This window comes from Actinomyces polynesiensis, assembly GCF_000820725.1.
Lineage (GTDB): Bacteria > Actinomycetota > Actinomycetes > Actinomycetales > Actinomycetaceae > Pauljensenia > Pauljensenia polynesiensis.
This window is the reverse complement of sequence record NZ_CCXH01000094.1, coordinates 17,145-33,393: the sequence shown is the minus strand read 5'-3', so window position 1 is coordinate 33,393 and position 16,249 is coordinate 17,145. Positions and strand designations below refer to the sequence as shown.

At 70.0% G+C, this 16,249-nt stretch carries 14 protein-coding genes; 5 read left to right on the top strand and 9 right to left on the bottom strand.

The window, feature by feature from the left end; all coding sequences use genetic code 11:
- Positions 1 to 61 precede the first annotated feature (61 nt).
- From TA90_RS04030 to rpmH, 9 genes are all read right to left on the bottom strand, one after another.
- The gene (locus TA90_RS04030; RefSeq protein ID WP_043534758.1) at positions 62 to 715 is read right to left on the bottom strand and encodes an HAD family hydrolase; all 654 of its coding nucleotides are present in this window, start codon (positions 713 to 715) and stop codon (positions 62 to 64) included.
- A gap of 394 nt (positions 716 to 1,109) precedes the next feature.
- Positions 1,110 to 2,516, bottom strand: a complete 1,407-nt coding sequence (locus TA90_RS14175) for a ParB/RepB/Spo0J family partition protein (protein WP_407921578.1) — start codon at positions 2,514 to 2,516, stop codon at positions 1,110 to 1,112.
- Between the two features lie 727 nt (positions 2,517 to 3,243).
- A complete protein-coding gene (locus TA90_RS04015; RefSeq protein WP_074015278.1) occupies positions 3,244 to 4,074 on the bottom strand; it encodes a ParA family protein in 831 nt (276 codons plus the stop codon).
- Positions 4,075 to 4,272: 198 nt separating this feature from the next.
- A complete protein-coding gene (gene rsmG, locus TA90_RS04010; protein ID WP_052450491.1) occupies positions 4,273 to 4,851 on the bottom strand; it encodes a 16S rRNA (guanine(527)-N(7))-methyltransferase RsmG in 579 nt (192 codons plus the stop codon).
- 203 nt (positions 4,852 to 5,054) lie between these two features.
- The gene (locus tag TA90_RS04005) at positions 5,055 to 5,666 is read right to left on the bottom strand and encodes a Jag family protein (RefSeq protein ID WP_052450484.1); all 612 of its coding nucleotides are present in this window, start codon (positions 5,664 to 5,666) and stop codon (positions 5,055 to 5,057) included.
- 84 nt (positions 5,667 to 5,750) lie between these two features.
- Complete coding sequence (gene yidC / locus TA90_RS04000) at positions 5,751 to 7,115, bottom strand: membrane protein insertase YidC (protein ID WP_043534722.1); 1,365 nt, start codon at positions 7,113 to 7,115, stop codon at positions 5,751 to 5,753.
- Between the two features lie 11 nt (positions 7,116 to 7,126).
- Positions 7,127 to 7,603, bottom strand: coding sequence for a membrane protein insertion efficiency factor YidD (gene yidD, locus TA90_RS03995; RefSeq protein ID WP_082031405.1), 477 nt, complete (start codon positions 7,601 to 7,603; stop codon positions 7,127 to 7,129).
- On the bottom strand, positions 7,600 to 7,959 hold the full coding sequence (rnpA, locus tag TA90_RS03990; protein WP_043534721.1) for a ribonuclease P protein component: 360 nt from the start codon (positions 7,957 to 7,959) through the stop codon (positions 7,600 to 7,602). Before rnpA ends, yidD begins: the two co-directional genes overlap by 4 nt.
- Positions 7,960 to 7,970: 11 nt before the next feature.
- The gene (rpmH, locus tag TA90_RS03985; protein ID WP_043534720.1) at positions 7,971 to 8,108 is read right to left on the bottom strand and encodes a 50S ribosomal protein L34; all 138 of its coding nucleotides are present in this window, start codon (positions 8,106 to 8,108) and stop codon (positions 7,971 to 7,973) included.
- A gap of 447 nt (positions 8,109 to 8,555) precedes the next feature.
- On the opposite strand from rpmH, the gene dnaA reads away from it, so the two are divergent.
- The 5 genes from dnaA (at position 8,556) to gyrB (ending at position 16,201) form a co-directional block, all read left to right on the top strand.
- Complete coding sequence (gene dnaA, locus TA90_RS03980; RefSeq protein ID WP_043534719.1) at positions 8,556 to 10,004, top strand: chromosomal replication initiator protein DnaA; 1,449 nt, start codon at positions 8,556 to 8,558, stop codon at positions 10,002 to 10,004.
- Between the two features lie 686 nt (positions 10,005 to 10,690).
- A complete protein-coding gene (gene dnaN, locus TA90_RS03975; RefSeq protein WP_043534718.1) occupies positions 10,691 to 11,827 on the top strand; it encodes a DNA polymerase III subunit beta in 1,137 nt (378 codons plus the stop codon).
- Positions 11,828 to 11,838: 11 nt separating this feature from the next.
- Positions 11,839 to 13,125, top strand: coding sequence for a DNA replication/repair protein RecF (gene recF / locus TA90_RS03970; RefSeq protein WP_043534717.1), 1,287 nt, complete (start codon positions 11,839 to 11,841; stop codon positions 13,123 to 13,125).
- Positions 13,118 to 13,819 (top strand): DciA family protein, encoded by a 702-nt coding sequence (locus tag TA90_RS13085; protein WP_052450483.1) that lies wholly within the window; start codon positions 13,118 to 13,120, stop codon positions 13,817 to 13,819. Before recF ends, TA90_RS13085 begins: the two co-directional genes overlap by 8 nt.
- Before the next feature lie 345 nt (positions 13,820 to 14,164).
- Positions 14,165 to 16,201 (top strand): DNA topoisomerase (ATP-hydrolyzing) subunit B, encoded by a 2,037-nt coding sequence (gene gyrB, locus TA90_RS03960; protein WP_043534752.1) that lies wholly within the window; start codon positions 14,165 to 14,167, stop codon positions 16,199 to 16,201.
- The last annotated feature ends 48 nt before the right edge of the window (positions 16,202 to 16,249 follow it).

The window sequence follows — 16,249 nt, the reverse complement described above, 5'->3', positions numbered from 1 at the left end:
AGGTGCGGGACAGGCCGCCGCGCCGTGGCCGACGCCCTGTGGGTCGGCACGGGTGTCCCACTCAGGAGGCGAGCGCGCCGGTCCGGTCGAGCAGGTCCTCGAGGGCGGCCCGGGCCACCGGCGCGGTGGTCCACTGCAGCGTGGCCATGCCCATCAGGCTCGCGGCGCGCAGGTTCGGGGTGCGGTCGTCGATGAAGAGGATCTCCTCGACCGGTGCCCCGATGTCGTGGACCGCCCGTCGGTAGATGGCCCGTTCCGGCTTCGTCTCCCCCAGTGGGCCGGAGAAGGTGAAGCTCTCGAAGAGCCCGACCGCCCAAGGGCGGTTCTCGATGGCCCTTGCGATCGCCACCGGTGCGTTGGAGAGGATGCCGAGGCGGAGCCCGCGGGCGTGCAGTTCCCGGGCGACCTGCAGGGCTGCGGGATCGGGGTCCTCGGAGCGGCTGACGTCCTCGGCGACGAGGGCGGCCAGGGTCTCCTCACTGGTCTCACCGAGGCCGCAGTCACCCGCCACGCTGTCCCAGAACTCCCGGTCCGAGCATCCCGCGTCATAGGCGTCCCGGTGGAACCAGGTGGAGTGGTCCACCAGGGACACCGACTCGGCGGAACCGTCGAGGCCGAGGATGCGCGCGACGCGGGTGGGATCGGGACGGTTGGTGACCAGCACGCCGCCGACGTCGAAGAGCACCGCCGTCGTGTGTCGGACCGTTTCAGTCATGTCTTCCCCCTGCGCCACGTGGATGCCATCCATTGTCCCCGCGGAGGACGGTGCGCGGTACGACCTGTGAGGATTCACACCCGTGACGGTCAGGGAGGTGGAGCACATCTCCCACGGTCCGCGTGCACGCCTGCGCGGGGGGACCAAGGGGTGGAGCGGTTCCTGACTGGGCGGTCAGGGGATGGCCGGTCGCTCCCCGCCCTCCCGGGCGCTGCACGGTGGTTCCAGCCACGTCGCACCGGGCAGCAGGCGTCCCGCACGGGCTCGCCCCGTGCCGGGCCAGCACGCGGCCCGGGGCGGGGCCGTGGGGTCCCGCGCCCGGGGGCAGGGCGCCGGGGTTCCACCGGTGGACGGTCACACCCCATCACCCCGGAGACGGGGCTATCTCCGCAGCTCAGAGGCTATTCGGCTCGTCGCCCTCAGGCTCGTCTCCCTGGAGTGGGACCATGAGCTCCGCGAGCCTCCGGAGGTCCTCCGGACCGGCGAACTCGATGACGATCCTGCCCTTGGTGCGTCCCTCCGTGATGGTGACCCTCGTGTCGTACGCCTCGCCGAGGCGGGTGACCAGGTTCTCACCGAGGGGGGACAGTGGGCGACCGCGGGTGGCCCTGAGCTGGCGAGGCCTCCGGGTCTGTCCGAGTCTGACCAACTCCTCGGTGGTGCGCACGGACAGACCCTCTGCGACGATCCGCTCCGCGAGGACATCCATCTCCTCGGTCGACTCCAGTGAGAGCAGGGCCCGCGCGTGTCCGGCCGAGATGACACCTGCCGCCACCTTCCGCTGGACCGCGGGGGGAAGCCTCAGGAGCCGCAGGGTGTTGGCGATCTGTGGCCGCGAACGTGCGATGCGTCGGGACAGTTCTTCCTGGGTCGCCCCGAAGTCGGCCATGAGCTGTTGGTACGCCGACGCCTCCTCCAGTGGGTTGAGCTGTGCCCGGTGCAGGTTCTCCAGCAGCGCGTCGCGGAGGAGGTCCGCGTCCTCGGTCCGCCGCACGATCGCCGGGACCGACTCGAGGCCTGCGAGCTCGGAGGCCCGCAGCCGCCGCTCCCCCATGATCAGCTCGTACCGGGCGTCCGGCCGTTCCTCCAGGAGGGCCAGCAACTCGGGTGCGGGGCCGTCCGACGTGTCGATCGGCCTCACGACCACCGGCTGGAGGACGCCGACCTCCCGGATCGATGCGGCGAGCTCCTCGAGGTCCTCCTCGTCGAACACCTCTCGTGGCTGGCGGTGGTTCGCGATGATCCATGAAGTCGGCACCTCCGCGAAGGTCGCTCCCGGGACCGCTACCAGGTCATCGGCTCCCACTCCCGCCTCCTCCTCGGCGACGCTGCGTTCCGGCACCTGTCCGGCAGTCGGAGCGGTCGAAGGGGCGACGCTTGATGTTTCACGTGAAACATTCCCCCCCTCCCGGGCCGGTCGCGCCTCACGCTGCGTGGGTGCGGACGCCGGGGACCCCGTTCCGTGCACCGGAGGCACACTTGTGCCTGCCTCCCGGGTCACACTCCCCGATCCCCCCGCCGCGGATCCGACTCGCGCCTTCGCGGTGCGTGTGGGCCCACCCTCCGTGCCGTCCCGCCCGCGCGCCGCGGCGGATCCGTCCGTCCGCGCCTCGGCGAGCACGTCCTCGAAGAGCTCGTGACCCTCGTCCGCCCGATCCCGTGCGGGTCTCCCGCCGGATCCCGCTCCTGACCCCCGTCCGGTCACGCCGCCGGCCCCGGTCGGACGCGGATGGGACGACCGTCCCTTCGCTGCCGACCTCGTCCCGGGGACGAGGAGGTCCCGCGCGGAGCCTCCCCGCACCCGCGTCCCCCCCTCCGTGGTCCGTCCTGGGAAGAGGACGTCCAGGGGACGGGTGCCCTCAACCGCTTCCTCATCCTGCTCCGCCGGGATGAGCGCAGCCAGACCGCGACCGAGTCCCGACCGACGACCATGACCGCCGGAGCGCTCGGTCGCACCCGATGTGCCTCGGGTGGGTCGGCCACCGGACGCGACGGCAGCTGCGGCGTCACGGTCCGCGAGTTCCGACGCCTCGTGTTCCTCGCCCGCCGACACGTTCCGTCGCTCTGCGCTCACTGAAAGCCTCCTCATCGTCGATCTCCAGCGGGACGGGACCGAGTGTTTCACGTGAAACATTCGGTCCTCCGCACCCATCTGCCATTGTCGCATCATCCACCGCCGACACTGGTGCCCCGACGGAGTGTCACAACCTGCTTCCCGGCGCCCCCGGGGCAGGATCCCGGCCTCTGTCCTTCCCGCGTGGCCCACTCCCACGGCTACCACCACCAGGCCTCCGGGACCCGTCCGGAGGCTGTGGGCCTGCCGGAACTGAGAACAGCCCGAGGACCCCGCAGCCCGTTCACCGGAAGCTGGGGCTCCTCCCCTGCAATCCCGAGCGGGAATGTTTCACGTGAAACACTCCTCCGTGTGCCGGGCCTGGGCACCGCCTCCGCACACACGCCCCGACCAGTGGGGCCAACCGATCATCGGCACCACGGTGACCGGCGCGCACGCCCGCCAGCGACGGTGGTCACAGCACCGGACTGCCACCCCCGGCCAGACGTCGGCTGAGCTCGAGCGCCGCCTTGCGGTACGCGATCGCGCCGGTGCTCCGGGGCTCGTAGGTCACGACGCTCTGACCATAACTCGGTGCCTCGGAGATCCGCACGGAGCGGGGGATCACCGTGGAGAGGGTGAGGTCCGGGAAGTGCGAGCGCACCTCCTCCTCGACCTCCTGGCTGAGGTTCGTGCGCCTGTCCGACATGGTCAGCAGGATCGTCGACACCCGCAGCGAGGGGTTCAACTCGCGGGAGATCCGCTGGATCGTCGACCACAGCTGGGTGAGGCCCTCCAGTGCGTAGTACTCGGTCTGGATCGGGATCAGCACCTGGTCCGTCGCCACCAACGCATTGAGCGTGACCAGTCCGAGTGAGGGAGGACAGTCGATGAGGACGACGTCCACCTCCCGGTGCAGGGAGAGGAATTCGGAGAGCGCATCCGCCAGGAGGAACTCCCGACGGGGGAGATCGACCATCTCGATCTCCGCACCGGACAGGTCGATGGTGGCGGGAGCCACCACCAGACCGTCGACGTCGGGACAGGGCCGCAGCACCGACGCCAGCGTCTCCCCCCCGACGATGACGTCATAGGTCGAGGGCACACCGGCACCATGTGGCACACCCAGTGCGCTGGAGGCATTCCCCTGGGCGTCCGCGTCGATGACGACGACGTTGAGCCCGCCCTGGGCCAGGGCGGCCGCGATGTTGACCGTCGAGGTCGTCTTGCCGACCCCGCCCTTCTGGTTGGCGACCGTCATGACGACCGGCCTCCCGGGGCGGGGGAACTCTGCCTCCTCGAGCATCCGGCGATCAGCCAGGTTCTGCTCGATCTGTGCGGACAGGGGAGTGTCCGCAGGATTCCGATCGGTCACACGTCCACCTCTCTCGCCACCCGCACAGTCTACGTGGGACGGGTCCGGGAACCTGCCCCACACGCAGGCGGGAACGGCTCCCGTGCCGCCGACGGGGCCGACGCGCGCCGTGCCTGCGCGGAGCGGACCTCAGACCCGCCGACACACCACGACGTAGGTCGAGTCCTCCTCCATGATGCTGGGCACCTCGTGGACCTTGGCCGACAGGTGGTGGCGCCTGAGCTCGCCGGCTGCCTCCTCGACTTCGAGCGGTGCACGGCGTCCCTTGAGGGCCACCAGAGACCCGTGGGGTGCGATGAGCTTGGATGTCAACCGAATCAACTTGGACATGTTGGCCACCGCACGGGCGGTCACCACATCCGCCTTGCCCTTGCCGCGCAGCTCCTCGGCACGCGCCTGGTGGATCGTGACATTGTCGAGGTCCAGGGCCCCGACCACGTCCTCCAGCCACTCGCACCTGCGTTGCATCGGCTCCGCGAGGTGGACGTCGAGGTCCGGCCGGGCGATCGCGATGATGATGCCCGGGAAGCCGGCCCCCGACCCCACGTCGAGCACCTGTCCCTTCCGAGGCAGGAAGTCCAGGACCGCCGCGGAGTTCACGATGTGCCGTGACCACAGCCGCGGCACCTCCCGCGGGCCGATGAGCCCGCGGATCTCGCCCTCGTCCTCGAGCATGCGGGCGAACTCCTCGACCGCAGGGAAGGACAGTCCGAAGAGATCCTCGACCTCGGGTGTGGGGACCTCGGGTGTGGGGACCGCAACCGCAGCGTCGCCACCCGCTCCGACGGGACGGTCCCCGCCCGCGCCAGGGCGTCCAGCGGCAGGACCCCCAGCGGAGGGGGCCCCAGCGTTCCCGTCCGACGGTGACCCGACGGGGGCCTCCACCGTGGGGTCGCTCTCCGCCTGCCCGCTCACTCGTCCCCTTCCGGGGCGGCCGCGGCGGACGCCGCGCCCTCACCGGTGACGTCCGCGTCCGACGCGTCCGTCACCTCCACGACCTCCTCCACGACCTCAGCCTCGTCGCCCTCGTCCTCCGCGGGAAGGATGACCACCCTGCGGTTGGGCTCGGCACCCTCGGACTCGGAGACCAGGCCGGCGGCGGAGACGACGTCGTGGCAGACCTTGCGCTCGAAGGGGTTCATCGGCTCCAGGCGCTGCGGCTCACCCGTGGCGCGCAGCCGGGCGATCGCCTCCTCGGTGACCGCCTGGAGCTGTGCCTTGCGGTCCGCACGGAATCCGGCGATGTCGAGCATCAGGCGTGAGCGCTCACCCGTCTCCGTCTGGACCGCGAGGCGTGTGAGCTCCTGGAGCGCATCCAGCACGTGGCCGTCCTCCCCCACCAGACGGTCGATCGACCTGGGGTTGTCGGAGACGATCTCCACCGACGCCCTGCCGTTCTCGACGTCGATCTCGATGTCCCCGTCGAGGTCGGCGATGTCGAGGAGCTCCTCGAGGTAGTCGGCGGCGATCTCGCCCTCCTCCTCGAGCTGGGCGATGCGGTCCTTCTGCGTGCTGTCACTCATGATGTGTCCTCCGGCGGTGTGTGTGGATGTCAGCGGGGGTGTGGTCCGGGGGTCCCGACCGTCCTCGGCCGGGACCCGCAGAACTCACTCCTGGGACGGGTTCGGCTTCTTCTTGCCCTGCTTGCGGCGGGCCTGGCGACGCTCCTGGCGGCGACGCTCGATCTCCTCGGGGGTGAGGTTGGAGGCGGGCTTGGAGCCGGCCTTGCGGGCCTCCCGGCGCTCGGCCTGGCGCGCCTCCTCCTCCTCGCGCAACGCCTGCTGGCGCCGCTGCTCGCGGCTGAGGCGGCGCGGCTGCTCGCGGCCCGCCTGCTGGGCGCGCTGTGCCTGGGTCTTCTCGGTCGCGCGCTTGACGCCGCGCATCCACATCTCGTCGGGGAGGACCGTCCACTCCTGGTTCGCGAGGTTCCGGTAGACGGAGACCTTCTCGCCGGTGCCCATGACCTCGGGGAAGTCGCTGGCCACCTTCTGGCCCTTGGCGCGGCGCTGGGCCTCGGCCAGCGTGCCCTCGTTGAGCTCGTCGACCTGCTCGGGCGAGCCCTCCAGCTCGGAGCGCTCACGGTCGTAGTCGGAGAAGAAGGGCTTGGCCCACTCCTTGTAGGCCCTCTCGCGCTTGGAGACGAGCTCCTTGTAGGCCGGGGCACCCGGGGTGGGCATGAACTTGATCGTCCACACCTGCTGACCCCAGGACCACGCCGTGGTGGTCACCATGTAGACCAGCAGGCCCATCTGGAAGGCGAGGCCGGTGAAGATGAACATGGCCGGCATCAGGTACATCATCATCTTCTGCGAACGGACCATCGGGTTGTTCGGGTCCGCCTGGGGGGGCATGTTCTTCGTCATCGAGAGGCGGATGGAGAGGAACTGCATGACCACCATCAGCACGATCATCACGACGAAGGCGAACAGCCCCAGTCCGCCGTCCCCGTCGCGGATCGTGTGCGACAGGGGCACGCCGAGCACCGTGGACCCGTCGATCTCCGTGGCCACGGCCTTCGTGATGGGCCCCAGGGCGTCGTAGTGGGTGCCGCCGATCGAGTACGTGCCCTGCATGAGGGGCTTGATGGCGAAGATCGCCCGGTAGAGGGCGAAGAGGATCGGCATCTGCACGAGCAGCGGCAGGCAGGACGCGAAGGGGCTGGTGCCGTGCTTCTTGTAGAGGGCCTGGGTCTCCTCCGCCATCCTCTGGCGTGAGACCGTGTCCGTCTTGCCCTTGTACTTCGCCTGGATCTTCTGCAGCTCCGGCTGCACGGCCTGCATGCCGCGGGCGGACTTGATCTGCTTGAGGAACAACGGGAGGATCAGCACCCGCACGAACAGGGTCAGCACCACGATGGAGAGCACCCAGCCGATGCCGGACCCTGACCCGACGACCAGGCTCAGGACGTCGTGGATCTTCACCCACAGCCACGCGATCGCGACGGCAAAGGGGTGGAGGACTTTCTCCCACATGGGGTGCTCCTTCAGGTGGTCGGGACGCCCAGGGCGTCCACGGGTCGTCCGGCCGGGGCCGGGAGGTCAGTGCGGACGAGGGCGGCGCCGCCCTCGTCGGTGGTGGGGGAGTGGGGGCCGGGCACCCGCTGCGCGCGTGGTGCGTCCGGGCCCGCAGGCCTGGGCGGTGTGAACCCCATGGGGAGCGGCACCTCGATGTCCGCGTTGCCGGCCCAGTCCTCGGGCGGGACCCACGGGTCCGCGCGCCAGCGCCCACGTGGGGGGACGTGGTCGACGCCGCCGGTGCTCCACGGGTTGCAGCGAAGGAGGCGCCACGCGGCCAGCAGCAGGCCCTTCGCGGCACCGTGGACGCGCAGGGCCTCGACCGCGTAGGCGGAGCAGCTCGGCGCGTAGCGGCAGCGCGGGGCGAGCAGCGGGGAGATGAAGTGCTGGTAGGCGCGCACGGGCTGGATCAGCAGCCAGGCCACGGGGCCGGGACGTCCGCTCATGGACGGGACCTGCGGGAGCGGTCCCAGGCACGCGTCAGCGCGTTGTCCAGGGCGCGGCCCAGCTCGGTGGAGTCGTGACCGAGGGCCTCTGCGTGGACGCGCACGACCACCCTCGCCCCCGGGGGGAGTGCCCCGACCCGCGCCCTCATCAGATGGCGGAGCTGGCGCCTGACCCGGTTGCGACCGGTCGCACGGGGGATCTCCCGCTTGGGCACGACGAAACCGACGAGGCGCTCATCGGAGTCCACGTCGGTTCGGCAGTGCACGACCACCATGGCATTCCCCGCACGGGACCCGCGACGGATCGTGCTCCGGAAGTCCTCGGCATCGACCATGCGGTGCGCGTGCGGCAACACCTGCGCCGCTCTCAGGCAGAGAGCTTGGCGCGGCCCTTGCGGCGGCGGTTGGCCAGGATGGAACGGCCGGCGCGGGTGCTCATGCGCAGGCGGAAGCCGTGCACCTTGGAACGGCGACGGGTGTTGGGCTGGAAGGTCCGCTTGGTCACGACAGTTCTCCTCGGGTACGGGGGCGGGCCCCCGGACATCGGTCGGTGTGCACCATTCCCACCGAGATGTCCTCGCAGGGAGTGGCCGGACGTGCCCACAGGTCGGGCACATACGGGAGTCCAGCCTAGGAGCCGCGGCGGAGTGCGTCAACGGCGCCGAAACGGGACATCTGTCCACATCTGTGGACCCATCGGTGGACGGGGACGTCCACACCGGTGAATTCGGGTGTTGTGTCCACAGGAGTGTGGACAGGGAGAATTCGGCGGCATTGCCGCATTCGGCCGTGTAACTACATTTCTGTCATTCGACGGGAAGTTCTCCACAACTCTGTCCCCAAGCTGTGGACAGACTTCCGGAACGCTAATGTGGAGAGCCGATGCGGGAACCCTGGGGCGTCACCCCCGTGTCGAACGTCACCCCGCCCCTGGTCTCTGGAGGTCCCGGCTGTGGGCAATGCACTCTCCGACGCGTGGTCCGTGGCCCTGCAGTCGCTCGATTCCCTGGACCTTGGACCGGTCGCCGCCTCCTTCGTGCGCATGACCAAGCCCCTGGGGGACATCGAGGGCACGATCCTCCTGGCGGTCCCCAACGAGTTCACCAAGGGCTTCATCGAGACCCGCGTCTCCCAGCAGTTGACCGAGGCCCTCTCGGGTGCCATCGGACGTGACGTGCGCATCGCGGTCACCGTCGACTCCTCCCTCCTGCCCGAGGAGGACGAGGACCGGGGGGCCCCCGACACGGCCGGCGGTCCGCAGGAGGACGGTGGACGGGACCGTGACGAGCACTACCCGCCCCTGCAGACCCCGCGCGAGCCCCACGGGTCACGGATCCTCGACGCGGTCAACATCGACTCGACCCAGACGCACCTCAACCAGAAGTACACCTTCGACACCTTCGTCATCGGCCCCTCCAACCGCTTCGCCCACGCCGCTGCCACCGCCGTGGCGGAGAGCCCGGCCAAGGCCTACAACCCGCTGTTCATCTACGGGGACTCCGGTCTGGGCAAGACCCACCTGCTCCACGCCATCGGGCACTACGCGCTGTCGCTGTACCCGCACCTGCGCGTGCGCTACGTCAACTCGGAGGAGTTCACGAACGACTTCGTCAACGCGATCCGCGAGGGTCGCGCCGAGGAGTTCCAGAGCCGCTACCGCAAGGTCGACATCCTCCTCATCGACGACATCCAGTTCATCCAGGACAAGCCCCAGACCGTGGAGGAGTTCTTCCACACCTTCAACACCCTCCACAACGCCAACAAGCAGGTGGTGCTGACCTCCGACCTGCCGCCCAAGCAGCTCAACGGTTTCGAGGACCGCCTGCGCTCACGCTTCGAGTGGGGTCTGCTCACCGACGTCCAGCCCCCCGACCTGGAGACCCGCATCGCCATCCTCCAGAAGAAGGCGGCCGCGGAGAACCTGGAGGTGGACCCGGCGGTCCTGGAGTACATCGCCTCGCGCATCTCCTCGAACATCCGCGAGCTCGAGGGCTCGCTGCTGCGGGTGACGGCGTTCGCGAACCTCACCCAGCAGCGAATCGACCTGCCCCTGGCCGAGCTGGTCCTCAAGGACATGATCTCCGACCCCGAGAACCGAGAGATCACCGCAGCCCTGATCATGGGTCAGACCGCCCACTACTTCGGGGTGACCATCGACCAGCTCTCCAGTGCCGACCGCTCGCGCACCATGGTGGAGGCCCGTCAGATCGCGATGTACCTGTGCCGGGAGCTCACCGACCTGTCCCTGCCGAAGATCGGTGCAGCCTTCGGCGGGCGCGACCACACCACGGTCATGCACGCCAACAAGAAGATCACCGAGCTCATGGCCGCCAAGCGGGAGACCTTCAACCACGTCACCGAGCTCACCAACCGCATCAAGCAGAAGGCCCGGGAGTCCTGACCCCCTCCTGCTGAGGTCCGCTCTGTCCCGACGCTGAGGTCCGCTCTCCTCCGTCCTCGGTGACCCAGGTGTCCCGTCGGCAACCGTCCCCGGCGCCGCGTCCGTCCACCCACCCGGCGCGGTGCGCCACACCCTGCGCCCGCACCGCCACCACCCGGCCAGGTCCCCACCCCCCGGACCGCCCGCCCCCTGCAGCCCCGAGGGTCCCGGGCGGGGGTGGGCGGTCCCGAACGGGGCAGGGGTGCCGGACGGGGTCGGAGGGGGGGTGGGGACCAAGTTGTGATTCACCGGTGGACGCGGACCACCCACGCTGTGGACAATCGAGGTCCTGCTGTGGAAACCCTGCGGAACGACAATTTCCCTCCACAGCGCGCGACGGCGCCTCCACAGATCCCACCCGTGTGACTACACATGCCTGAAATCGTCCTGACCTGCACGGACCTGGGTTGTCCACCGTTTCCACACCCCCGATGACGGCGACGATTCCTGTAATTCCAAGAATGATGTGGACAGCCCTCAAGGCCCCCGACTGCAGCCATCCGCCCACCGGCCACCCACCCCGACGACCTGGGGCGGGAAGACCCTCCCACCACGGCTCGCGTTCGCGCGCCGTGGAGTTTCGCCACCGACGTGCCCGGTCGCGTAGAGTTGGACGGCACATCCGTACCATCCTGGAGGGACCCGGCATGAAGTTCACCGTCGCTCGTGACGTCCTCTCCGAGGCCGTGTCGTGGACAGCCCGCGCGCTGCCAGTGCGTCCAGCGACCCCGATCCTGGCGGGGGTGCGGATCCAGGCCCATGACCAGGTCCTCACGCTCTCCTCCTTCGACTACGAGGTCTCGGCGAACTCCGAGGTGCCCGCCACCGTCGAGGAGGACGGGGAGGTGCTCGTCTCCGGACGTCTCCTCGCCGACATCTCGAAGTCGCTGCCGAACCAGCCCGTCCACCTGGCGCTCGACGGCCAGAAGGTGAACCTCACCTGTGGTTCCTCGCACTTCACCCTCGCGGTGATGCCCCTGGACGAGTACCCGATCCTGCCTGCCCAACCGCAGATGCGCGGGTCCGTCGACTCCCAGGTCCTCACCCAGGCCGTGCAGCAGGTCTCCATCGCCGCCTCCCGCGACGACACCCTCCCGCTCCTCACCGGGGTGCGCATCGAGATCGAGGGCGAGAACATGACGCTCCTCGCCACCGACCGCTACCGCCTGGCCATGAGGGAACTGACCTGGGAGCCCCTGGACACCTCGGTGTCGGAGGCCGCCCTCGTGAAGGCCCGGATCCTCACCGATGTCGCCAAGTCGATGACATCGGGAGCCCGCGTGGACATCGGCCTGTCCCAGGAGTCCCAGCCCGGGGCGTCCTCCCTCATCGGTTTCTCCGCGGGCGGTCGGCGCACGACGTCGACGCTCATGGACGGCGACTACCCGCCGGTGCGCAGGCTCTTCCCCGAGACGACCACCATCCAGGCCGTGTGCGAGCGCCAGGCGCTCCTCGAGGCGGTCAAGCGTGTCTCCCTGGTCGCCGAGCGCAAGACCTCGGTGCGACTGGCCTTCTCGGAGGGCCAGGTGGTCCTCGAGGCCGGACAGGGCGACAACGCCCAGGCCTCGGAGGCCATGGAGGCGGAGCTCTTCGGCGAACCGATCGCGACGGCCTTCAACCCCCAGTTCCTCATCGACGGCCTCACGGTGGCGGACACGGACTGGGTGCGGTTCGGGTTCACCCACCCGACCAAGCCCGCCGTCATGACCGGCCAGACGAAGGCCGACGGCGGCGAGGTCACCTACTTCCGCTACCTGCTGATGCCGATCCGCTTCGGCATCTGAGCGGAGCCGCCATGCGCGTCTCGCACGTGGCACTGGACGACTTCCGCTCCTACAGGCACGCGGTGGTCGAACTCCCCCCGGGCACCACGGTGCTGGTGGGACGCAACGGCCGGGGCAAGACGAACCTGGTCGAGGCGGTCGCCTACCTCTCGGCCTTCTCCTCCCACCGCGTCGCCGCCGAGGGGGCGCTCGTCAGGCTCCCGCACGGGGACGAGGAACCCCCCGGCGGGGCAGTGGTCCGCGTCAAGCTCGTGACGGGCGAGCACCGTGACGAGGGCGCCCCCCGTGAGCAGGTCATCGAGTTGGAGATCGTGCGTGGACGGGCGAACCGCGCGAGGCTCAACCGCACCGGCGTCAGACCGCGTGAGATCGTCGGCCTGGTGCGCACGGTGGTCTTCGCCCCGGAGGACCTGCAGCTGGTCCGGGGGGACCCCGCGGTGCGCCGCCACTTCCTGGACGACCTCGCCACCCAGCTGCGACCGACACTGTCGGTGGTGCGCTCCGACTTCGACCGGGTCGCCCGGCAGAGGGCTGCGCTCATGAAGCAGGCCTCGGCGCGCATGAGGCGGGGGATGTCCCCGGACCTGTCCACGCTGGAGGTGTGGGACCAGCAGTTCGCCACGTTGTCCGCGCAGCTCACCGCCGCGAGGGCCGCCCTCGTCGAGCGGCTCCGGGAGCCTGCGGCCCACGCCTACCAGGAGGTCTCGGACTCCCCGCGCGCCCTGCGTCTGTCCCTCGATGCCTCCGTCGACCGGATCGACCCGCACGACCACGGCGCGGTGCCCGCAGGTGCCCCCGACGGCTCCGCGGGGGTGGCGGAGGACCCGGGGGGACCGGCCCGGGAGGCGGACACACCGCCCTCCGGGCCCGCGGACCTCACCGATGTCGGGGCACAGACACAGCGTCTCCTGGATGCCCTCGCCGTCGTGCGCGGACGGGAGGTCGAGCGCGGTGTGAACCTGGTGGGCGCCCACCGTGACGACCTGGTGCTGGAGCTGGGTGGGATGCCCGTGAAGGGGTACGCCAGCCACGGCGAGTCCTGGTCGGTGGCACTGGCACTGCGCCTGGGGGCCTTCGCCGTCCTGGAGCAGGACGGCGAGGAACCGATCCTCGTCCTCGACGACGTCTTCGCCGAACTCGACGTCGAGCGCCGCCGGGGGCTCGCCCGCATGGTGTCGGGCGCGGACCAGGTGCTCGTGACCGCCGCGGTGGAGGAGGATGTGCCCGAGGGTCTCCAGGGTCACCGCCTGGTGGTCAGGGTCGACGAGCAGGGGGGGTCGGTGGTCGAGGATGCATGAGGACGGACCGGCCGTCCCCCTGGACGGGGAGGACGGCGGGACCGCGGGCCCCGCGCCGGCCGGTGGTGCCGCAGAGCCGACGCCCGAGGAGCTCGGTGAGGTCGCGCTCGGCGTGCTCGCCCGCTTCCAGGAGGCGGCGCGGGCACGCGGTGACCTGCGGCGTGCACCGCGACGCAGGGGCACGGCCCCCGGACCCCGGGAGGCCGACGAGGGCGCCCCCGACGGCGGGGACGAGCCGGCCGACGGCGGTGACGGGGCGGGGGGTGTCCCGGCCGGCACGGCGGCCGTGTCGACCTCCTGGCACCGTTCACCGGGGATGGCCGCCTCCCGCACGCGCTGGGCGGAGCCCCGTGCGCTCGGGGCCGTGATCGGGCGCATGTCGCACCGGCGCGGTTGGGACGGCCCCGCGGCGATGGGGTCCGTGCTGGCCAGGTGGCCCGCGATCGTCGGGGCCCAGGTCGCCGAGCACTGCGTCATCGAGACCTTCGAGGGCCACCGTCTGGTCGTGCGCTGCTCGTCGACGGCGTGGACCAAGCAGCTGCGCCTGCTCCTGCCCCACATCGAGCGTCGCATCGAGGAGGAGGTCGGACCCGGTGTGGTGGACCAGGTGATCGTGCGCGGTCCGGCGGCTCCCTCGTGGAAGAGGGGCCGTCTGTCGGTGCCCGGGAGGGGCCCGAGGGACACCTACGGCTGAGGGGTCGGGGAGGGCGGGACCCGCCTCGGTCCCCCGTCTCGACCGTCCCTCCGGCACCCGCGGCGGGTGACCCCGGACACATCGCCTGGTCGTCGGTGTCTTTGCTGGTCAGAGGCTATTGGCCCGCTTGTCCCCAGGTCCGGGGTACCGGGGGCGGATCGCAGATCCTTGGTAGGATGGGGACGGAGAATTCACCATCAGGACGCGCATTCGTGCGCCTTGAGGGGTCCGGCGCGTGACGTCGGACCGGGGCCCGACGGTGGCCCGCGTGCGTTCGGTTCGCACGCACGGACGAGGGGAGCCTGAGTGGCTGAGACGACTGGGACGGACCGGGGTGATGACGACATCGAACACGAGGTCGTCATCGGCAATGGCGAGGACACCTACGGGGCTTCGGACATCACGGTCCTGGAGGGCCTCGAGGCCGTCCGCAAGCGGCCCGGCATGTACATCGGGTCGACGGGGGAGCGGGGGCTGCACCACCTGGTCTACGAGGTGGTCGACAACTCCGTCGACGAGGCACTGGCGGGGTACGCCACCCACATCGAGGTGACCATCCTGGCCGACGGCGGCCTGCGGGTGGTCGACAACGGCCGCGGCATCCCGGTGGACATGCACCCCACCGAGCACAAGCCCACGGTCGAGGTCGTCATGACGATCCTCCACGCCGGCGGCAAGTTCGGCGGCGGCGGGTACGCGGTGTCCGGCGGCCTCCACGGGGTGGGCATCTCCGTGGTGAACGCGCTGTCCACCCGGGTCGACACGGAGGTCCGCCGTCAGGGCCACGTGTGGCGGATGTCCTTCGCCAACGGTGGTCACCCCATCACCCCGTTGGTGCGCGGTGAGGGCACCGACGAGACCGGCACCACCCAGACCTTCTACCCGGACCCCGACATCTTCGAGTCCGTGGACTTCAACTTCGAGACCCTGCGCCAGCGTTTCCAGCAGATGGCGTTCCTCAACAAGGGCCTGCGCATCACGCTGACCGACGAGCGTCCCGGCGTCCAGGACGAGGGCGACGAGATCACCGGTGACGAGGCCGGCACCTCCGACGACCCGGTGCCCGGCGTGCGGCGTGTGTCCTACATGTACGAGCACGGACTGCGTGACTACGTCGCGTTCCTGGACTCCACGAAGAAGTCCGAGGTCATCAACTCCGAGATCATCGACTTCGAGTCGGAGAACCCGGAGGGCACGATGTCCCTCGAGATCGCCATGCAGTGGACCGGGTCCTACAGCTCCTCGGTGCACACCTACGCCAACACCATCAACACCACGGAGGGCGGCACCCACGAGGAGGGCTTCCGCACGGCGCTCACCACGGTCATCAACCGCTACGCCCGCGAGAAGGGGCTCCTCAAGGACCGCGACGACAACCTCTCCGGTGACGACGTGCGTGAGGGCCTCACCGCAGTCATCTCCATCAAGCTGACGGAGCCGCAGTTCGAGGGGCAGACGAAGACGAAGCTCGGCAACACCGAGGCCCGCACCTTCGTCCAGACACAGGTCTACCAGCAGCTCAACGACTGGTTGGACGCCCACCCCGCGGACGCCCGCGCGATCGTCGCCAAGGGCATGCAGGCACAGCTGGCCCGGGTCGCCGCCCGCAAGGCCCGCGAGGCGACCCGTCGCAAGACGGCCCTCGACACGGTGTCCATGCCCTCCAAGCTGCGTGACTGCAGCTCCAGGGATGCTTCCGTGTGCGAGATCTTCATCGTCGAGGGCGACTCGGCCGGTGGTTCGGCGGTGCAGGGACGCGATCCCGAGCACCAGGCGATCCTGCCGCTGCGCGGGAAGATCCTCAACGTCGAGAAGGCGCGACTCGACCGCGCGCTGAACTCCGAGACCATCCAGGCGCTCATCGGCGCCCTGGGAACGGGCATCGGGGAGGAGTTCGACCTCGCCAAGCTGCGCTACGCGAAGATCGTCCTCATGGCCGATGCGGACGTCGACGGCCAGCACATCGCGACCCTGCTGCTGACCTTCCTGTTCCGCTACATGAAGCCCCTGGTCGAGGGTGGTCACGTCTACCTGGCGATGCCGCCCCTCTACCGTCTCAAGTGGACCAACGCCCCCCACGAGTTCGTCTACACCGACAAGGAGCGCGACGAGCGCCTGGCCGCCGGACTGGCTGCCGGCCGCAAGATGCCCAAGGACCGCAAGGAGGGTGGCATCCAGCGGTACAAGGGTCTCGGCGAGATGAACGACCAGGAACTGTGGGAGACCACCATGGACCCCGCCCACCGCATCCTCAAGCAGGTGGAGGTCGGGGAGGCCGCCGCCGCGGACGAGGTCTTCACCCTCCTCATGGGGGACGACGTGGAGTCACGTCGCGCCTTCATCCAGCGAAACGCCCAGGACGTCCGCTTCATCGACGCCTGATCGCGCCTGAGCAATCCCAAGGAGAACATCCACAGTGAGCGACCAGCC